Source organism: Methanogenium cariaci JCM 10550 (assembly GCF_001315945.1).
Taxonomy (GTDB): domain Archaea; phylum Halobacteriota; class Methanomicrobia; order Methanomicrobiales; family Methanomicrobiaceae; genus Methanogenium; species Methanogenium cariaci.
On the sequence record NZ_BBBG01000017.1, the window covers coordinates 1 to 17,146 of the forward strand.

The 17,146-nt window shown below is 54.7% G+C and carries 30 protein-coding genes and 1 pseudogene; 24 read left to right on the plus strand and 7 right to left on the minus strand.

The window, feature by feature from the left end; genetic code table 11:
- Window positions 1-45: 45 nt before the first annotated feature.
- Together JCM10550_RS25180 and JCM10550_RS12270 are read left to right on the plus strand one after the other, a co-directional pair.
- Window positions 46-1,580 (plus strand): annotated as a pseudogene (locus JCM10550_RS25180) (SLC13 family permease).
- A 126-nt stretch (window positions 1,581-1,706) separates the two neighbouring features.
- Entirely contained in the window at window positions 1,707-1,943 is a 237-nt protein-coding gene (locus JCM10550_RS12270; protein WP_062399513.1) for a hypothetical protein, read from the plus strand.
- A gap of 53 nt (window positions 1,944-1,996) precedes the next feature.
- Here JCM10550_RS12270 and JCM10550_RS12275 read toward each other — a convergent pair whose 3' ends face one another.
- Window positions 1,997-2,326 carry a hypothetical protein gene (locus JCM10550_RS12275; protein WP_062399515.1) on the minus strand — a complete coding sequence of 110 codons (330 nt, stop codon included), beginning with the start codon at window positions 2,324-2,326 and terminating at the stop codon, window positions 1,997-1,999.
- Between the two features lie 163 nt (window positions 2,327-2,489).
- Between JCM10550_RS12275 and JCM10550_RS18990 the strand changes: the two genes are divergently transcribed.
- The 9 genes from JCM10550_RS18990 to wtpA all read left to right on the plus strand — a co-directional run bounded on the left by JCM10550_RS18990 (window position 2,490) and on the right by wtpA (window position 8,088).
- Window positions 2,490-3,023 carry a hypothetical protein gene (locus JCM10550_RS18990; RefSeq protein ID WP_062399516.1) on the plus strand — a complete coding sequence of 178 codons (534 nt, stop codon included), beginning with the start codon at window positions 2,490-2,492 and terminating at the stop codon, window positions 3,021-3,023.
- Window positions 2,933-4,873, plus strand: coding sequence for a PEGA domain-containing protein (locus tag JCM10550_RS12285; RefSeq protein ID WP_083475500.1), 1,941 nt, complete (start codon window positions 2,933-2,935; stop codon window positions 4,871-4,873). The genes JCM10550_RS18990 and JCM10550_RS12285 overlap by 91 nt, the downstream gene beginning before the upstream one ends.
- Window positions 4,874-5,116: 243 nt before the next feature.
- The gene (locus JCM10550_RS12290; protein WP_062399520.1) at window positions 5,117-5,347 is read left to right on the plus strand and encodes a PEGA domain-containing protein; all 231 of its coding nucleotides are present in this window, start codon (window positions 5,117-5,119) and stop codon (window positions 5,345-5,347) included.
- Complete coding sequence (locus tag JCM10550_RS12295) at window positions 5,344-5,544, plus strand: PEGA domain-containing protein (RefSeq protein WP_062399522.1); 201 nt, start codon at window positions 5,344-5,346, stop codon at window positions 5,542-5,544. Before JCM10550_RS12290 ends, JCM10550_RS12295 begins: the two co-directional genes overlap by 4 nt.
- A 14-nt stretch (window positions 5,545-5,558) precedes the next feature.
- A complete protein-coding gene (locus JCM10550_RS23255; RefSeq protein ID WP_245619165.1) occupies window positions 5,559-5,972 on the plus strand; it encodes a hypothetical protein in 414 nt (137 codons plus the stop codon).
- A gap of 73 nt (window positions 5,973-6,045) precedes the next feature.
- The gene (locus JCM10550_RS23260) at window positions 6,046-6,468 is read left to right on the plus strand and encodes a hypothetical protein (protein ID WP_062399526.1); all 423 of its coding nucleotides are present in this window, start codon (window positions 6,046-6,048) and stop codon (window positions 6,466-6,468) included.
- The gene (locus JCM10550_RS12310; RefSeq protein WP_062399528.1) at window positions 6,465-6,716 is read left to right on the plus strand and encodes a hypothetical protein; all 252 of its coding nucleotides are present in this window, start codon (window positions 6,465-6,467) and stop codon (window positions 6,714-6,716) included. The genes JCM10550_RS23260 and JCM10550_RS12310 overlap by 4 nt, the downstream gene beginning before the upstream one ends.
- A 117-nt stretch (window positions 6,717-6,833) precedes the next feature.
- A complete protein-coding gene (locus JCM10550_RS12315) occupies window positions 6,834-7,055 on the plus strand; it encodes a hypothetical protein (RefSeq protein WP_062399530.1) in 222 nt (73 codons plus the stop codon).
- A 55-nt stretch (window positions 7,056-7,110) separates the two neighbouring features.
- Window positions 7,111-8,088, plus strand: a complete 978-nt coding sequence (gene wtpA, locus JCM10550_RS12320) for a tungstate ABC transporter substrate-binding protein WtpA (protein WP_062399631.1) — start codon at window positions 7,111-7,113, stop codon at window positions 8,086-8,088.
- A gap of 122 nt (window positions 8,089-8,210) precedes the next feature.
- Here the strand turns inward: wtpA and JCM10550_RS12325 are convergent, their stop codons facing one another.
- From JCM10550_RS12325 to JCM10550_RS18995, 4 genes are read right to left on the minus strand one after another with little or no spacing between them, the layout of a single operon-like run.
- On the minus strand, window positions 8,211-8,831 hold the full coding sequence (locus JCM10550_RS12325) for a hypothetical protein (RefSeq protein WP_062399531.1): 621 nt from the start codon (window positions 8,829-8,831) through the stop codon (window positions 8,211-8,213).
- A 39-nt stretch (window positions 8,832-8,870) separates the two neighbouring features.
- Window positions 8,871-9,482 (minus strand): phospholipase D-like domain-containing protein, encoded by a 612-nt coding sequence (locus JCM10550_RS12330; RefSeq protein ID WP_062399533.1) that lies wholly within the window; start codon window positions 9,480-9,482, stop codon window positions 8,871-8,873.
- Window positions 9,479-10,327 (minus strand): phospholipase D-like domain-containing protein, encoded by an 849-nt coding sequence (locus tag JCM10550_RS12335; protein WP_157200240.1) that lies wholly within the window; start codon window positions 10,325-10,327, stop codon window positions 9,479-9,481. The genes JCM10550_RS12330 and JCM10550_RS12335 overlap by 4 nt, the downstream gene beginning before the upstream one ends.
- Window positions 10,302-10,580, minus strand: a complete 279-nt coding sequence (locus tag JCM10550_RS18995) for a hypothetical protein (RefSeq protein WP_157200241.1) — start codon at window positions 10,578-10,580, stop codon at window positions 10,302-10,304. The genes JCM10550_RS12335 and JCM10550_RS18995 overlap by 26 nt, the downstream gene beginning before the upstream one ends.
- On the opposite strand from JCM10550_RS18995, the gene JCM10550_RS19000 reads away from it, so the two are divergent.
- The 6 genes from JCM10550_RS19000 to JCM10550_RS12360 all read left to right on the plus strand — a co-directional run bounded on the left by JCM10550_RS19000 (window position 10,573) and on the right by JCM10550_RS12360 (window position 12,790).
- The gene (locus JCM10550_RS19000) at window positions 10,573-10,752 is read left to right on the plus strand and encodes a hypothetical protein (RefSeq protein ID WP_157200242.1); all 180 of its coding nucleotides are present in this window, start codon (window positions 10,573-10,575) and stop codon (window positions 10,750-10,752) included. The genes JCM10550_RS18995 and JCM10550_RS19000 overlap by 8 nt on opposite strands.
- Window positions 10,698-11,360, plus strand: coding sequence for a hypothetical protein (locus JCM10550_RS12345; RefSeq protein WP_062399539.1), 663 nt, complete (start codon window positions 10,698-10,700; stop codon window positions 11,358-11,360). Before JCM10550_RS19000 ends, JCM10550_RS12345 begins: the two co-directional genes overlap by 55 nt.
- A gap of 2 nt (window positions 11,361-11,362) precedes the next feature.
- On the plus strand, window positions 11,363-11,536 hold the full coding sequence (locus JCM10550_RS17395) for a zinc finger domain-containing protein (RefSeq protein WP_083475504.1): 174 nt from the start codon (window positions 11,363-11,365) through the stop codon (window positions 11,534-11,536).
- Window positions 11,537-11,539: 3 nt separating this feature from the next.
- Window positions 11,540-11,797 (plus strand): elongation factor 1-beta, encoded by a 258-nt coding sequence (locus JCM10550_RS12350; RefSeq protein ID WP_062399541.1) that lies wholly within the window; start codon window positions 11,540-11,542, stop codon window positions 11,795-11,797.
- Between the two features lie 340 nt (window positions 11,798-12,137).
- Window positions 12,138-12,416, plus strand: a complete 279-nt coding sequence (locus JCM10550_RS12355) for a hypothetical protein (RefSeq protein ID WP_062399543.1) — start codon at window positions 12,138-12,140, stop codon at window positions 12,414-12,416.
- An 89-nt stretch (window positions 12,417-12,505) separates the two neighbouring features.
- A complete protein-coding gene (locus JCM10550_RS12360; RefSeq protein ID WP_062399545.1) occupies window positions 12,506-12,790 on the plus strand; it encodes a hypothetical protein in 285 nt (94 codons plus the stop codon).
- Between the two features lie 538 nt (window positions 12,791-13,328).
- On the opposite strand, the gene JCM10550_RS20735 is transcribed toward JCM10550_RS12360, so the two are convergent.
- Together JCM10550_RS20735 and JCM10550_RS12365 are read right to left on the minus strand one after the other, a co-directional pair.
- The gene (locus tag JCM10550_RS20735) at window positions 13,329-13,484 is read right to left on the minus strand and encodes a hypothetical protein (protein ID WP_157200244.1); all 156 of its coding nucleotides are present in this window, start codon (window positions 13,482-13,484) and stop codon (window positions 13,329-13,331) included.
- Entirely contained in the window at window positions 13,444-13,950 is a 507-nt protein-coding gene (locus JCM10550_RS12365) for a glyoxalase superfamily protein (RefSeq protein ID WP_172673895.1), read from the minus strand. Before JCM10550_RS12365 ends, JCM10550_RS20735 begins: the two co-directional genes overlap by 41 nt.
- A 256-nt stretch (window positions 13,951-14,206) precedes the next feature.
- Between JCM10550_RS12365 and JCM10550_RS12370 the strand changes: the two genes are divergently transcribed.
- From JCM10550_RS12370 to JCM10550_RS12400, 7 genes are all read left to right on the plus strand, one after another.
- Window positions 14,207-14,680: a hypothetical protein gene (locus tag JCM10550_RS12370; RefSeq protein WP_062399550.1), complete on the plus strand. Its 474-nt coding sequence runs from the start codon at window positions 14,207-14,209 to the stop codon at window positions 14,678-14,680.
- Window positions 14,681-14,729: 49 nt separating this feature from the next.
- Window positions 14,730-14,993, plus strand: a complete 264-nt coding sequence (locus tag JCM10550_RS12375) for a hypothetical protein (RefSeq protein WP_062399552.1) — start codon at window positions 14,730-14,732, stop codon at window positions 14,991-14,993.
- A gap of 227 nt (window positions 14,994-15,220) precedes the next feature.
- On the plus strand, window positions 15,221-15,583 hold the full coding sequence (locus tag JCM10550_RS12380; RefSeq protein ID WP_062399554.1) for a hypothetical protein: 363 nt from the start codon (window positions 15,221-15,223) through the stop codon (window positions 15,581-15,583).
- Between the two features lie 44 nt (window positions 15,584-15,627).
- Window positions 15,628-15,903, plus strand: coding sequence for a hypothetical protein (locus tag JCM10550_RS12385; RefSeq protein WP_157200245.1), 276 nt, complete (start codon window positions 15,628-15,630; stop codon window positions 15,901-15,903).
- 66 nt (window positions 15,904-15,969) lie between these two features.
- The gene (locus JCM10550_RS12390) at window positions 15,970-16,575 is read left to right on the plus strand and encodes a hypothetical protein (RefSeq protein ID WP_062399558.1); all 606 of its coding nucleotides are present in this window, start codon (window positions 15,970-15,972) and stop codon (window positions 16,573-16,575) included.
- Window positions 16,544-16,876: a hypothetical protein gene (locus tag JCM10550_RS12395; protein WP_062399560.1), complete on the plus strand. Its 333-nt coding sequence runs from the start codon at window positions 16,544-16,546 to the stop codon at window positions 16,874-16,876. Before JCM10550_RS12390 ends, JCM10550_RS12395 begins: the two co-directional genes overlap by 32 nt.
- Window positions 16,833-17,135 (plus strand): hypothetical protein, encoded by a 303-nt coding sequence (locus JCM10550_RS12400; protein WP_062399562.1) that lies wholly within the window; start codon window positions 16,833-16,835, stop codon window positions 17,133-17,135. The genes JCM10550_RS12395 and JCM10550_RS12400 overlap by 44 nt, the downstream gene beginning before the upstream one ends.
- Window positions 17,136-17,146 lie beyond the last annotated feature (11 nt).

The following is a 17,146-nucleotide window of genomic DNA, read 5'->3' on the forward strand; positions in this document are numbered from 1 at the left end:
AAAAAAAGATATGTAATTATATCATACGAACGAACAATCTCAGGTATGAAGAAGACAATCGGAAAAATCGTCGGGGTTCTGGTATTCTTTATTATCCTTCTCTGGCCCATGGACCCCCCCGCCTTTTTCCCGGTGCAGGCGACCGCCGCGTCTACTATGCTTATGGTGATCTGGTGGATCACCGAAGCAATCCCTATTCAGGCGACTGCTCTGCTGCCCATCGTGTTATTTCCCACCCTGGGTGTGCTGACTGCCACTGAGGCGACGGCCCCATATGCTGACAAGGTCATCTTCCTTTTCATGGGGGGGGATTCATCATTGCGATGTCCATGCAGCGCTGGGGTCTGCATGAACGGATTGCCCTTGCGATTCTTAACAAGGCGGGTTCAAATTCACGCATGCTGATCTTCGGGTTTATGGTCGCAACCGCATTTCTTTCGATGTGGATATCCAATACGGCGACCGCGATGATGATGGTCCCCATTGCCATCGCCATCATCGCCACGATCCTGCCGAGAAATGACCTGAAACTGGCAGAGATGGACAAATCACAACGTGACTTTGCAGAATGTATTGTCATCTCCATCGCCTATGCACCAGTATCGGCGGACTTGCGACAATCATCGGCACGCCGCCAAACGGCATATTCCTCGCACAGATGGAGACAATATTCCCGACTGCTCCAACAATAGATTTCTTTACCTGGATGAAGTTCGGGCTGCCGCTCGCCATCGTCTTCCTTCCGATTGCCTGGCTGTGGCTTACCTACGGGCCTATCGGCATATGCCGAAGAAGATCTCCCACGGGCATAATATCATCCAGCAGCGGATATCAGAGCTGGGTCCGATGAGCAAGGGGGAACGCTGGACCCTGATGGTCTTTGTACTGACCGCGGTTGCCTGGATTATGCGTTCTGAGAAGGACATTGGTGGACTCATCATCCCCCCCGGTATCAATACGTATATGCCGTGGTGCATGATTCCACCATTGCAATCGCAGGGGGGGCTCTTTTGCTCTTCCTGCTGCCGGTTGACCGGAAAGAGGGCGTCTATACGATGAACTGGGAGTGGGCAAAGAAGATCCCCCCCTGGGGAATTCTCATCCTCTTCGGCGGAGGTATTGCTCTCTCAAAGGCGTTCATCGCATCGGGCCTTGCACAGGAAATCATCAACACCTTCACGATATTCCATGGTCTCCCGATTGTAGTGGCAGTGGTTGCGGTGGCAATCATCGTCTCCTTTTTGACCGAGGTGACGTCTAATACCGCGATGGCATCGGTGATGATTCCCATCATGGCGGTGACCTCCCTTTCGATGGGTATTCATCCGTGGATACTGATGCTTACCGCAACTTTTGCCGCTTCGATGGCATTTATGCTGCCGGTGGCGACCCCCCCACCGAATGCGGTGGCCTACGGTTCCGGCTACATCACCATGCAGGATATGATGCGTTCCGGATGGGTGCTCAACTTCATCGGTATCGGTATCCTGACCGTGATGATGTTTACCATCATCACCTGGGCCCTTGGTATCGGCCCGGATATCCCGATATGGGCACTGGAACCCGTGCTTGGTCCCTGAAAAAGAGAGCATCTTTTTTTACCATTTTATATTTTTGCGGGTTTCTTTCCGATCCCGTGCGTATTCACCATATGACCCTGTGCCAAAGGTAGTAACATTAATAACTTACGGGTCGACGTTTTCCGTATGGCACGGGAACGCTTTATAAAATCTGATCTTGATGAGGGTCTTGGTGTCGAGGGAAAGCGGCCCAACGATACAAAGGCCCGTGTTGATGAGGGGTCTGGCAGTTCCGTTCAACCAGAGAAACGGTCTGCCCCCCCTGTTGAACGGAACCAGAATCCGGAAGCAAAGACGAAAAAAGGGATGCCATTTGATCGTCTCTCGATTAAAGAACAAAATGACGCAAACATATTCCGGTAACACGTGCCGGATTTATTGCGGTTGGATGGTAATGTCTTTTGGACATTCAACGACTATCTCTTTTTTTCTTGGTATGTCTGAACGGTGCCGGTCACACTGACCGTCTCTCCTACAACAGTTTCCGGGTCAGCCAGGGCACCGTCCGGCACAAAGACGGAGGTATTGTTTACGGTGAGGATGAGGTGGCCGCCCGTCCGGGTATTGGCCGCGGCAGTTACGGTGCCGGTGAGCACGGCAAGGTGGCCGTCCTTCAGGGTATCCGAGAAGGGTGTTGCAAACGGTTCCTTTCCTGTGGATTCAATTAGAAATGAGATCCCCCCCGCAAGCAGTATGAGAATTCCTGCGATGAGGAGGAGGGCGGTCCGTTCCTGCGGATGGAGCATACTATCTGAATGTTGCCTTCTGCTCTTGTAAATATGGCGGTAAACACATGGTGAGAGGATATGTTTATCAGGTTGATTAATTAAATTTGATTGATTTTGGAGTAACAATTCACAATTCTTTTAAACCCCCCCGGATACAGATTTCTCCAAATCAGGTGTTTTTGTGGTTTCCCGTATCTGCCGTTTTAGTTTACTGTGTATTTTTCTTATCGGGCTTGTCATCCTCCCCCCCGTTATGGCCACAACAGAGATTGTCACTGTGGCACGCTATGCCCCCGGGAGTAGTGAACCGGCATGTGAAGAGTCGTTCACCATTGCGTGGATGGAAAAGAATCTCCCGGTAATGGGAGATGGTACAACTCATTATTATCTGCAGGGCCCGGTCTTTGATGAATCCGAGGATCCCTGGAACCCGGATGAGGACATCAACTGTTATCCAAATAAGGACATGGGTGCTCTCCGGGGGGGCACGAATGTGGTTGACCTCTGTGACCAGGTAGGCGGTGCCCACCGGGGGGGAGATGTGATTCTCATCCGCTCCGGTGATGGGTTCCGGAAGTCGTTTCCCTATGCGAATGTCTATACCCCGCCCTCCCGGCAGGCCCGATGGTACTTACCTGGGAACGGGACGGGCAGAAGGCGGGTGCCGGATACTATGATGGGATGCGGCTCATTTTCTTTGCCGATACCTCGGTGAACCCGTGGGGGGGCGAGCATATCTTCGGCAACAGTGATATGCAGTCCGCACTTCCTGAGGAATACTGGCACTTCTTCCAGCCGAACCTGCCCACCACCACCGGGCTTTCCGTACAGTCGGTTTCCCGCATCGAGATCTATGAATCAGGCGGCGGACAACCCCCCCCGGTGATCCCGTCCGGCGGGAGTGACGACGGAGCGGATATATGGACACCTGCCACCGGGACCCTGACCGTGCACTCTGTTCCAACGGATGCTGCGGTAGTGATTGACGGTGCCCTGACTGAGTTTGTGACCAATGTCTCCATTCCGGATATACCGGAGGGGTATTGCGGTGTCACGGTGCAGCGTGAGGGATACAAGATCCCAGCCGAAGAATGGGCCAGTGTGGAAGATGGATCCAATGCCACGGTCTCCTTTTCCCTGACCCCCATCCTCTCCTCCTGCACAGTCATATCTCATCCCGCGGGTGCTGCTGTTGCCGTGGACGGAGTAGACAGCGGGACCGCAGCGGGTGCCGAACCCCCCCTGACACTCATCACCGGAAACCATACCCTGACGCTCACCATGGAAGGCTATGTGCCACTTGAAATTCCGGTACACATCACGAAAGAGGGTGAAAACCGTGCGGAATGGGGGGTTCTTGTGCCCCCCCTCTGCAGTGAGGATGATATCCCTGTGCTCTCTGCGGCCCCATGGTCTCCTTCCCGGTTCCCTGATGGTGACAGCGGCACTGGGATATCCCGGATTTATTGCCAAAGGGGGGGTGTGGCCCGGGTAGACCTGCCTGATGCAGACGGAAAGGAGATCACGTCATATCTGCTCTTTTCCCATGGTTATAACACCACCTCAGGTCTTCCTGCAGAACCACAACCCGCCCTGTCGGCCGGGGGGGGAACGGGCCTGATTCCCCGGCACCTTGCCAATGCCCCCCCCGGCCCTGCGGGTACCGTTGACCAGACCTGTGCTCTCTTCCCGTCCGTATCACGGGCAATCTCGGTCAGTGGTGCAGGAGGAACGGATGCGGTTTTTTCTCTCTGTGCAGCAGTATCCCTTTCTGCCCGCCCTGGCCCGGAAGAGTTCTCGTATGCGGTGTATGAGGGATGTGTCCCGGCAGAAGGAGATTTTCTTACTATTCCTGCAGATACTCTGCCGGTAAACGGCACCCGGACACTCACGCTGATCTGTAGCGGAGGGGGGGAAGAGAAGACAGATGCCCCGGCGATCTCGGTGAACGGGATGCCGCTGACAGCAGAGGTCTCTCTTCCTGTGCCGGGCCTGTTGTGCATGACACTGCCCCCCCTGCCGCTGGGTGATGGTGTATACACCGTCACCGCAGCGGGCGCTTCTCCCGGATGTGTGGTGAGAGTAGCGGTTGCGACCGTGGCAGCACCGTCCGGTGCTGTTCCGGATGCAGCAGATGCGCCCGGTGACGCTGATGCCGATGCCGATGGCGGCATCTTCGCAGGCATATCCCGGTTCTTTGCTGCCCTCTTCTCTTCATCTGCATCGGAAATGTCCGCACCCGGGAATGGCACCTCCTTCCCAGTGGCAGGCAGTCTGCCGGATGCAACACCCCTCCCCGACACCCCGGCCCCGGAGATGACGGCAACACCTGCAGAGGAGAGCAGCTCGCCGGTGATGACCGGGGGGGGATACTGGTGGAGTCTGTGCCGTCAGGAGCGTGGATCAGTCTGGACGGCAAATCGACCGGGCAAAAGACCCCCGCCCTATTCGCCGGGCTCAAGGAGGGCAACCATCGCATCGGTGTCTCATCTGTACTTACCGATGACTCACGATCTGATACGGCCTGGGTCTATCCGGGGGGGCCCTTGGTTCTATCTTCTTTGACTTATCAGGCAGTCTCCCCGAGGCGACCATACAGGTAACGAGCGGCACGGATGAACCGGTAATGTTTACCGTGAACGGAAAACTCCCGGAGCAGACAACACCTGCAGAGGTGACGATCATGGATGCCGATTCATTCGTTGCCGTCACTTCGGATGCCGGATATCAGACGTATCCCCCCTGAACTACCAGCGTGATGCCGGGACGCTCTCCCTTGTCCCGGCCGCGTCCGGGCCCTGCACTGTTGTGGTCACATCCGACCCGGCAGGTGCGGAGATCTTTATCGACGGCAGAAGAACAGGAGAGATCACGCCGTCTGAAATCTCCGGACTCTCCACCGGTCACCACCGGGTCGCCTGTTCCCTGCCGGGTTATCAGCCGATGGCACGGGTGGTATCCGTGAATGATCTCCCGGCACTCCCGATGCGGAGGCAGGGTTTACCCTCTCGTCGTATTCAAACGGCGAGATATGCGTGACATCAGAGCCCGCGGGTGCAAAAATCTACCTCTATGATCGCTACACCGGTCTGGTGACCCCCCCCGCGACGATCTCCGGCCTTCCGATAGGCACCTATGCAATCGGTCTCTCATCAGAGGATGAGACCCTGATCCGCGAAGCCACCGTCCTCCCGGACACCGTGGTGACGTATGAATTCCGGTTTAAAACAGATTGACCGGGATAAAAAACATGAACACGAGTATGATTCCCATGTATGCAAAACAGAACGGCCCTTCCGGGCCAAAGATTCTCTGCCGCCTCACCGTGGCAGTGATTGTGGCAGCACTTCTCCTCTGTGCAGGGGGGGCTGCCGCGGGACCGACGACAAACATCACCGTGACCAAGATTGCGGCAGATACCGGTGACGTCATTGCCGAGAAGACGGTGGACTATCTCTGGATGCAGGCGAACCTGCCGGTGCAGGGCGATGGCGTCACCCATTACTACCACCAGGGTCCGGTCTTCTCCGACGATAAGGAGGTGGCCTGGGACCGCAATGAGACGACAAACTTCAAGGACCATGGGGCAGTGATGGGCACCGATATCGCCGACCTCTGCGAGCTGGTCGGCGGTGCTGCACCGGGGGGGATGAGATCATGGTGAAGGCCGGAGATGGCTACCATGTGGAGTTCCCGTATGAAAACGTCTGTACCCCCCCGACCCCCCCGTCAGACCGATGGTCGTTACCTGGTACAATGGTGAAGACGCTGTCTCCGGAGAACGGGCCGGTGTCGGGTATCCGCCGGAGGACTACTACAGCGGCATGCGCCTCATCTTCTTTGCAGACACCTCCACCAATGCAGAGGGGGGGAAGCATATCTATGGAAACTGGGATATGCATGAGACAATGCCTGGATCGGTGCAGCACTTCTTTGATCTGATGCCATCGAACAACGGCTACACCGTGAAGCATGTGGATGAAATACGTATCTATGAAGGCGGGTTTACCGGGGAAACCTCCGCACCGGTCAAGTCCCTGCAGGCTGAAGCCGGAGAAACCGGCGCTGCAATGCCGGACACCACACCTACACCCGCTCCGCTGGCGCTCATCGCTGCAGGATTTGCCCTTGCCCTGGTGCCGCTGCGCCGGAGGTTATGATGAAGCAGCTGATTTTGGTGCTTGGTCTCTGCCTTCTGGCCGCCGCCTGCGTATGCGGCTGCACGGGGGGGACGGCTGAGACGACCGTGGCCGTTCCGGAACCCCCCCTGCCGGGGGGGAATATTACGATCATAAACGGGGGGGATTCCGAGATGGTTTTGGACTGGGACGCGATCACGGCGATGCCCGCCTTTGAAGGGTACGGGTATGGTGTCTCCACCGTGGGAATCAAATACGGCCCCCTATGAGGTGAAGGGTGTGCGCCTCACCGACCTCATCGCTCTTGGAGGGGGGACTTCGGGCCGGAGAACCTGACCTGGATCTCGGCGCCGGACGGCTACCTCTGGGTCTTTGACTATGAACAGGTGCAGGGTGGGGGGTTCATCACCCTCGATGACGGCCTCAAAGAAATTTCGGCACCGCCCCCCCTGACTGTGATCATCATGTACGAGCAGGATGGTCTGCCCCCCCTGACCTACAATGATGGCGGCCCCCCCTACCGCATGGTGATCGCAACCGATACGCCTGACGTGATCACCGAAGGCAGTTCCTGGGTGAAATGGGTGGATACCATTGAAATCAAGTAGTTCCCGGACATCTCCCCCCCTTCTTTTTTTGCTCATCTGTTGTTCTCTGCTGGTCATGTCCATTGTGGCGGGGTGCAGTGACGCAACGGAGAAGACGGTCGTCAATGTGGTTCCAGCGGGCAGTCTCTTGGGCCCGATGGAGACGATGGAGGCCGAGTACGAAGCCCTGCACCCGGATATTGATATCCGGAGCGAGGGGGGGCACGGCAGTATCCAGTGTATCCGGCAGGTGACTGACCTGCATCGGGACTTTGACGTGGTCATTGTCGCAGACGAGTCGCTGATTCCCGACATGATGTACATCCCCCCCCGTGAGGACGGGAACGAAACCTATGCGGTGTCGTACACGCCTCTGGCCCGCAATGAGATGGTCATTACCTACACCAACCTGAGCCGCTACAACGATGAGATCACTGAAGAGAATTGGATGGAAATTCTTTGCCGCCCGGATGTCCGGACGGGCATATCAAACCCGATGCTCGACGCAGCGGGTTACCGCGGTCTGATGGTGCTGCTTCTCGCGGAGAATCACTATGGCACCGAGGGACTCTTTGACACGATTGTTACCCGCAATCTTGCGCAGGAACCGGTAGTGGTGCGCAACGGCAGCGCAGCTGAGGTCATCCTCCCGGAGATGATGAAGACGTCCGGGCCAGGGCTTGTCATCCGGGACGGCAGTGTGCATCTGCTCTCCCTTCTGGAGGCAGGCGGCATCGATTATGCCTTTGAATACCGGAGTGTGGCAGAGGAGCACAGGCTGCATGCCCTTTCCCTGCCGCCGGAAATCGATCTTAGTTCACCGGCATATGCGGACCTCTACGACGACATCAACGTGAGCCTCTGCTACCAGCGGTTCAGTTCAATCGGCAGTGAACGGACCGGGCGGCCCATCGTGTATGGCATCACCGTGCCGACGACAGCCACCCACCCGAAAGAGGCGGAGGAGTTTGCAGCGTTTGTTCTTCAGTCGATGGCAGCTGGGTATGATACCTGGCCCCCCCGACCGTATTCTGTAACAAATATTCAATCCTGATCCTCATCTCTTTTTTACGCGTTGATCGTTTCTCGTCACCAGTATCTCTGTGAGTCAGACCGGTAGTGATTTTGTGGATCCGGTTGCAGAAAAAAATGGAAATCAGAGAGCGTTTAAGTCCATCACGGTTCTGATGCTCCGGGCACTCTCCGGGTGATGATGAAGGGCATCCCCCCCTTCCCGGTCTGAATCTCAATGGAGAAGACCGTCTCCGGGGACAGACCTTCTGCAGGATAGAGGAGAATGGTGAATATTTCACCGGGCTCGATGATGAGGTCGTTGTCCGCCTGTTCTCCCGGATTGACATGGCTCCGGGATGCCACCGTCCAGTTCGGGCGCTCCAGCGGCATGTTGCCGGAGTAGCGGAGTGCCTCGACGTGCTCTGGTGCGGATATCCTGACATCTGCGGTCTCCATGTCAACCCCCCCTCCCATCTCGCCTCCCATCAGACGCAGGGAGAGCGAGACTGCACCCATCATATCCGGATGGGTGGGGGGGCCTTCGGCCACGGTGACGCCCTCATATGGTCCGCCATTGTCGGCAAACCCGTAGACATCCCCCCCGTCAGTGATGAGTGCATCGGCGGATGCCTCAACGAACTTCGGGATGATGCCCTTATCGTGGTCCGTGGTCAGGGGTGATCCAAGCAGGAAATGGATCAGGATCACAATACCGATGACGGCGATGACACCAATCACGAGGTCTGCACCGGTGACGGCGTCTTCACGGTGGGGGGGGTTCATAGTATCTCTTCTGTTCTGCCCTGATGTTAATATTCGTGTTTATCGCAGGCGGCGCCGGATACCGTAGCCGATGATGAGGAGCAGGACGACCCCCCCCGCTGCAATCGCCTGCCGGAGAGAGGTGTCATCCGTTTCTGCTGTCATGTCATCCCGTAGCGGTCGGGCGTCCTCCCAGTCTTTTGAAAATACTGCACTGAAGTAGGCACCTGCCTCCGGACTTTCGACGATGACCCCCCCTGCCTCACGGTTAAAGGAGGGGGGGGAGTTCTCGTTCCAGTTCACCGATGATATGAGCACCATGTCACCGTCCACGATGACGCCCTTGTTGTGTACCTTGTCCGGGTATCCGGAACCGATGCGGGCAAGGCGTGCCTCCATGGGCAGGTTCTCTGCTGCGGCAACGGCGTTGATGTGTGCGATCATCTCATCGTTGTCGTTCTTTCCTTCCGTATTGAACCAGTAGCTGTCGAGAATGATTCGCACGGAAACTCCCCCCCTCCGGGCGGCGTCCATTGTTGCTTCAAGGTAGGGATTGGGAGCGCCCTTTGTCCAGTTGCTGATATATGCCTGCTGTATGTCGACCGAACGCTCCGCCGTTTCGATGAGTGCCGGTATGAGAGATGCGGTGTCCGGAGCAAGGACCGGAGTCACGCGGGCATTGTCAAAGGAACGGGTGCCGAATGTCGGTTTGTATGAGTCTCCGGTTGTCTTTTCCGGCAGGTCGCCGGTGCCGGGAAACGGTATGATATCACCCCCGGCCATGTCGGTCTCAAAGACGTCTGCAAAGTAGTCTGCCACCCGCGGGTCGGTGATAAGTACGCCCCCCACCCCCCCCGGTTTCCTGCTTTGCCTTTCTCCGGAAATCCGCTCTCTTTGAAGTTTTCCGATGTTACCAGCACGACCTTGCGGTCGGCAATGATATACTTGGCGTGGTCATAGCGGTAGCGGGCATGGGCATTGTCTGTTGTCTCCATCGTGTATACTGCGGCACCGTTGTCGCGGAGGTATGCGACCACGCCCTCCTCCTCGGTGCTGATGCCGCCGACCGGCCCGCCCTCAAGGAGGATGGTGATACTGGTGCCGTTGTTCCGTGCGGCGGCAACGTCCATGGCGATGGTCGGATCGGCGAACTCATAGACGTTGATGAGCAGTTCTGTGTCTGCAAGGTTGATGGCCTTCCGGATCATCTCCTGTGATGCATCCGGTGCCGTGAATGCCGTCCCGGAGACGCCACTGAAGGAGATGGGGGGGAAAACCGGGACTGGCCGATCATCAGGGGGGGCGGGGGGGGTCCCAGACCTCGTCTTCATAGAAATGTACCTGCCCTCGCGGCAGACGACATCCTTTGGCCAGGTGATGCAACTGGTCTCCTGCCCGTCCTCCCGGAGAATGACTTCGTCGCCTTTGTTTGCCAGTTTCAGCGTGCCGGTGCGGATCATGTCCGGCACATCGGGTGTGGAGTCATACCATTCATAGTCCGGGTAGTTGCCGTGCACCGTGCGATAGGCTTTTGCCCGCTGGGCTATGACCGTTCTCCCGGTGGCCCGGTCGCCGTCCGGAAACCGGGCACTGCCCCCCCCCGTCTGATATCGAGACACCGGTGAGACGGCCCGTGCCGGTGATGACGAGGTATTCGTCGGCCTCTCCCTTGTACCAGGTATCCGGGCAGACCTCGGTGATGGTGAATGCCGCGGTCACCGTGCCGCAGCAGAGGAGGCAGAGCATGAGTGCAACAGAGAGCGTGCGCATATCTGAGAGATGCGCAGGGGGGGGAGAGATACTCTTTGCGGATCATATCCGTTCCGGTCTTTTGGCGAACGGCTTATGTCCCGGAATGGTGATGATGTATGAGATATACCGATGGATATGGCAGCAGAAAAAAGCGAAGACCTTCTGGTCGTTAAAGCGGGCGGCAGCCTGACAACAGAGATTCCGGCACTATGTGCACTTCTTGTAGCATCCGGCCGGGACCTGCTGGTCGTGCCGGGCGGCGGCCGCTTTGCCGATGCGGTCAGGGACAGTGGTGCTGAAGACACTCCGGCGCACTGGATGGCCATCTGTGCAATGGAAGAGATGGCCTGGCTCTGGGTGGCTGCCGGGGCAACGCCGGTGGAAGGGTTGCATGATCCGGTAGTGGGTGTCTCGGTGCTGTTGCCCTACCGGGTGATGCGACAGGCAGACCCGCTGCCGCATTCCTGGGATGTGACCTCTGACACCATTGCCGCATGGGTGGCAACGGCACGGGATGCCCCCCCGCTTCTGCTTTTGAAGTCAGTGGATGGAATCTGCTGTGAGGGAGTACTGTGCGAATCAGTTTCCGGGGGGGAAATGGAGGTGTCAACAATGGGGGGGACCGATGTGGTGGACCCGATATTTTTGTCCTTTGCCCGTGCATCCGGTGTCCGGTGGGCCATCGTGAACGGCCGCAAGCCGGATCGCATCCGCAGCTTCCTTGAGGGCGGCAGGCCCCCCCCGGCACCTATTCTTATCCACATCTTTAATAGTTTTGATGCCGAATTAATGAGTTAACTATGGCAATAGAGAAGTGTACTTCCTGTAATGTCCCGCTCGCATCAGAGGGCTGGACAAAGTTCCCCCCCTGCCCCCCCAAGTGTGGGGGGGAAACCATATACCGGTGCCATGACTGCCGGCACCAGAGTATTCCATACGAATGCAAGAAATGCGGATTCATGGGGGGGCCCTGAAATATGGGAGACGTAGCAGTCATCATCAAGATTATGCCCGCGTCACCCGACGTCGACCTCGTGGCACTGCAGGCGTTAATCAAGGAAAAGCTTCCCGGAACACAGGATCTGGTTGTCGAGCCTATTGGCTTTGGCCTCTCCAGCCTGAAAGCTGCAATCGTTGTCCCGGACGCTGAAGGGAGCACCGAAGAGGCCGAGGAAACCCTTCGTGGCCTTGAGGGTGTTGAGTCTGCAGAGATTATCTCTGTTACCCTGACCTGAGAACAGAATATCTGTTCTTATCAATTTTTATCATTGGGCCGGTGTGCCTGTTTGGTACGTTGGCGTCTGTAGTGGATCAAACGAGTTGTTGAGTATTTTTCCCCCCCACGGGTTCGGATGTCTGGAACGTGGGTGGGCCGGATTGTTTTGATTCCCATCCGTTGTATGACGGGTAAACGATTGGCTCATAAGATATTAATTACATGAAGTCAAGAGTCATGCACGTAGCACACAGAAAAAATGTTGCACGGGTTCTATAAATATCGAAAGTATATATTGGTTAATTAACAAGCAACAATATCCATATTTGAATTAACATACGCATCAATCGGTGAGATAAATGAAGAAAAAACTCATATTTTTAGTCCTTATTTTTATTTTTTTATCCGGAGTTATTCCCGGATGTGTTGAAAACAATAATCAGGATACTGAAAAATTTCCGTCAGATAATCAAACCGTAAATGTAAGTGAATTAAATTCCCTGACAGAAGAAAAGACTGAAATGCTTGATAAAATGCTGTGGGTTCCTGAGATCATATTTGATGGCAATACGTCAGATTCGGTCATAAATGCCACCGCTGAGAAATATTTTGGGGGGAAAACAGTCCCTGGAAGATAAGAGACGAACCAGTTTATGTAAACTCCTATCTCAAATCAGATAAAGACCACTTTGAAGGATACAAAGCTGATTTACAGAATGACAGCCTCGTGGAGATCGGAAACCCGGCTTTACCCTGGTTATACACAATTGTTGAACCCGAAAAAGCGATTGACGGAGACATTATATTGGCGACATATATATCAAGAGAAAATATATCCGAAGAATTCAACAGGATCACGGATTCCGGAATCCCCATTAAAAGAACAAAATCCGCAATAATCAGCACATCATATGCAGCAAATAATTCAGATTCTAAAATGACCACCGCAGTTGATGAATGTAACAGAGATGAAAATGTGCTTTTTGTGCTCAAAATATATCTCAAGTGCTGATACGTTTGATTTCGGACCCCCCCTCATAAGAAAAAACCATTTGAATTAACGACCCTGGAGAATTGCTGCGAAGCGAAAGACTGCGTGTGTTGAAATGCAAACTGGTCGGATCAATACCGGAAACGGGGGGACTGCACTGAGTCCCCCTTTTTTCCCTTTTTTGACCCTCTTTGACCTCATGTTTTAATGAATCTGAGGGTAAATCGGACGTATTTTTTGCTCATATTTATTGCTGAAAAATACGCCTGTAATGCATTTTATTTGCTGAAATATCGGTTGATTGCAGATTAATAAGGGGGGGTCGCGATTGATTGTAATTTTGGAGAGGACGTATGGGTTGTCTCAACTGAGAAAGGGCCACTCAGGGCTTCTGTGTGGGTGCGGTTTTTTGGAGGTTTGGTCATTTTGGAGGTTATTTAAGCATTGTTTAACCCGATGAGGATTTTTGGTTCCCAACGTAACAAGAACCGTGGCCCGCAGCAACGGGCGGTTCTCTCCTCAACGATCATTTATCAAATCGTACCCGTCATCCCGCAGTCTACTCCACCCATGCCGGCATCCCGGAAAGATAGGTATCTGCCTTTTCCTCTGCCATATCCCGGCTCAGATCCTGTATCTGCATCAGAAATGCGGCCATGTTCTCACGCACGTCATCAAAGCTCTTCAGGCTGCCGTCTGTTTCGGTGCAGCGCACACAATAGGGGGGGTTCGCCGGATTCCCGCCGCCCCCACTCATCGGGTCTGTGTATTGGCATGCCGCAGCTCAGGCATTGTCGGGAGGTGACCTCGGTGAATGCAAGCCGGTATCCATCCGGGTCTTCAACGGTAAAATTCCTGACACCATAGGATTCGTCTTTGATATCCTGTGTGAAACGGACATTGTTCTGCTTTAGTTCCCGGTAGTAGTCATTGATATCTCCGTCAATGTTCAGATACAGCGTTACGCCAATGCCGAACGGTTCCTCCGTGTCGGTACCGTGATCCTTCGCCGGTATCACCATCAACACCATGCCGTCCTTTGACAGGTCGGCATACTCAGGATTTTCGGCGTTGGGAAATACCATTTCCGTCTCAAATCCGAGCATGGTGGTGTAGAATGCAATCGTGTTCTTCATGTCCCGTACGGCAAGCAAGGGTGAAAGCATACCCATCTTTATCATCTCCTCTGGTCTGGCAGAGCATACTGCATTGGTGCTATATACGGTTTTTCCCGGATCAGCCTGAAACCACAGAGTAAAGGTCATCCATCTCGTTATGGACAGTCGGCTGGCTCACCGACCATGCATCCCGGATGGGATCTTTTTTTCACCGTTATCCTTATCGGTGCGGCAATCAGATTTCATCTCTGACGTCCGGGAAAAAACAGAACGTTGGAATAATATTCTGTCTGAACACGGGGGGGCGTAGACAGTTGTTATGAACAATTCCATGAAGAGATATGCCGTTTGTCTTGTTCTTTTCGTACTTCTGAGTGGTCTTCCTCTCGTTGGTGCGAACTGCCAGACAGGGACTGAACCAGGATACTACATCGTCCACTGGTATACGTATGACAGTGCAGAAGTCTATTTTGATGACGAGTATAAAGGCACTATCAGTGATAGTGAACTCGTTGTCCCGGTGAACCTGACAGCACTGCCATACCGCAGGTATTCCATCACAAAAGAGGGGCATGCGACCTTCACCGGCTATATCAATTCGGTTCCCGCACCGGGAGAAACAATTGATCTCCATCCCTGGTACGTGCAGACAGAACAACCTGAACCCGAATGGGACGGTGGTGACTTGGGATGGTATGTGGTGCATGAAAGCAAAAGCAGAGAAGGGTCCTCCGTCTACTTTGACCGGACGTATATGGGTGAGATTGCAGACGGGACACTCAGGTTGAGGTGAATCTGAGCGAACCTGCCTTCACCGAGTACCGGGTTGTTGAACCGGACGGGTGGACAAGTCATACCGTGAGTATTCAGCACATCCCTCCGGCAGGGGGGTACCGTGCATTATTATGCATGGGTGCAGTCAGCCCCCCCTGGCCCCCCCGCCGATGCGGCCCGGCCCGGATGCACCGGAATCACTTCCCACAACCCCCCCGGCAGCCAGTCCCGAAAACACTACTGACAGTGAGGGGGTGAAGACACCCGGCTTTGGAATTGGAATCCTCATCGGCGGGCTGGTGATCGCGGCGTGTGCGGTGAGGAGATGGTAAACAGTGCACCCGACAGGAGTCCGTATTGAGACCGGCAACAGGGATGTTGCAGGTCGGCGATACACTTAATTGAGGTGGGGGGGGTGTTTTTTATTTCAGGCAGATTCCTGAAAGTTCTGAATCATGGGTGTACGTTTGCTCCTCCTCCCGGAGTTGGACTGACGGGAGCACCGGAATTGTCCTGATGCAACAGGAATGATGCAAAATGGGAACCGGCCCTGAATTATGTGATAGAAATGGAGAAATACACCTATTATACCCTTCTGCTCATCGGCGCACTGCTCCTTCTGTCACTCTTAAGGTTCATCCCTTTTCATCAGTTATTCCCGGATATAGATACCGAAGAAAAGATGGTCGATATCACGCATTTCGACCTCCATGACAATACATCCGGATCACTGGTACAGGGGGGGGCGATGTTTGCAGGGATGAGTGACGTAACCCGTCAGGTGATCATCACCGCCCGCATTTGGATATCTCCAAAAGACTTCGGGGGGGCGTGGAGTTTTCCATCCCTCAGGAGTGGGTGGTTACAGAAAAATACAGCAGTTATCCCGGAGGTGAGATGGAATCCCGTCCTGAATCCTTAATATCTGAATGGCATACCGGTGGTTTGGCAGAATACAACAGAAGGGTGAGAATTACACGGTATGTCGATTCCTACGATACCTATATTTCCGGCGAGGGAAAGGAAGGGTATGTCGTTCTGCTCCTTCAGCCGGAGGGTGGGAAACATCCTCCTGAAGAATGCCATATTTGTGTTGGTGTCGGGAGTAAAATGATCAAAAACATTTCGGTAATCCATCCGACCTTTGGAGAATATGCCGTGAATTTTACCCCCACCCGGAAAGGATCTGCATATGCCCATCTCCGGATTCTGAACCGTCAGGAGGAATGGGTGGGGGGGTGAGCAACCCCACCGATGAATTTTATTATCCCATATCTTTTTGGTCTAAAAAATGATAACTGACACAGAATGAACGGCAGCGTGGTATATGGGCTACCTGTAGGAACCCTGAAGTGGCTTACCCTTCTGATCCTGATTCCCTTTGCCTGCATGACTGCGGCAACCGGTGCCGGACTATCATCCTTTGATGCGGCACCGGGCACGATTCTCACCCTCACCGATGATCTTGATGCCCAGGAAAACCCGGCAATCGACGGAAACACCATCGTCTGGAATCATGTCAGTGAAGAGAATCCTCTAATCGTGGTCTATACCATCACAACCGGAGAGCAGACCGAAATCCCGGTATATATCACAGACCGGCGAGAGGGCCCGCAGATCTCAGGGGGGGACTACATCGTCTGGACAGACAAACGCAGTGCCGGTTCGCCGCGGGATGTGCAGGCCGTGTATCTCTATACAATTTCCACCAAAGAACTCCGGAACATATCATCCGAAGCTGCCAGACCGGAAAACCCGCAGATATCCGGTGATTATGTGGTTTGGCAGGATTCCCGGGAGAAGGAAGGCTATAGCAGCAGGGACATCTATCTCTATCATATCCCCCCCACCGGGGAGGAAACTGTAGTCTGCACAGCACCGCATGACCAGCGGGCCCCCCCCGCATCTGGGTGATCGGATTGTCTGGACGGATATGCGCAACGGAAATGCCGATATCTATATCTATACCATCTCAACCGGTGAGGAGACTGTGTTCACAACGGATACCGGTGATCAAACCGTATCTGATATCTTCCGGGATCAGGTTCTCTGGACTGACACTACATCCGGTGAACTGCGTCTCTCGAATCTCACCAGTGGGACAGATCGGGTGGTCTCCGGCGGCACTTCATGGAAGATGGGGGGGCTGCTCTTTCTGGTGACCGGGTGGTGTGGAGCGATGCTGCCTTCCGGGGGGCAGCGATATCCCGGATAATGACCTCCACCTCTTCAACCTCACCGGGGAAAAGGAGATGCTCGTATATCCGTCCCGCTACCACAGCCAGGGCCGTCCTGCCATATCCGGAGATTACATTGTCTGGGAAGAGGGGGGGGAGATATCCGGCTCTTCACATACATACCCGGGGGGGCTCGCCGCCTCCCTCTCAGGAGACGCCCGGCTTTGCAGCGCCGGGCGCCCTCCTGTCATCCGGCATCTTTCTTTCAGTATGGCGGAGGGCCGGGGGGGGAGGTGAACACTTCGAAA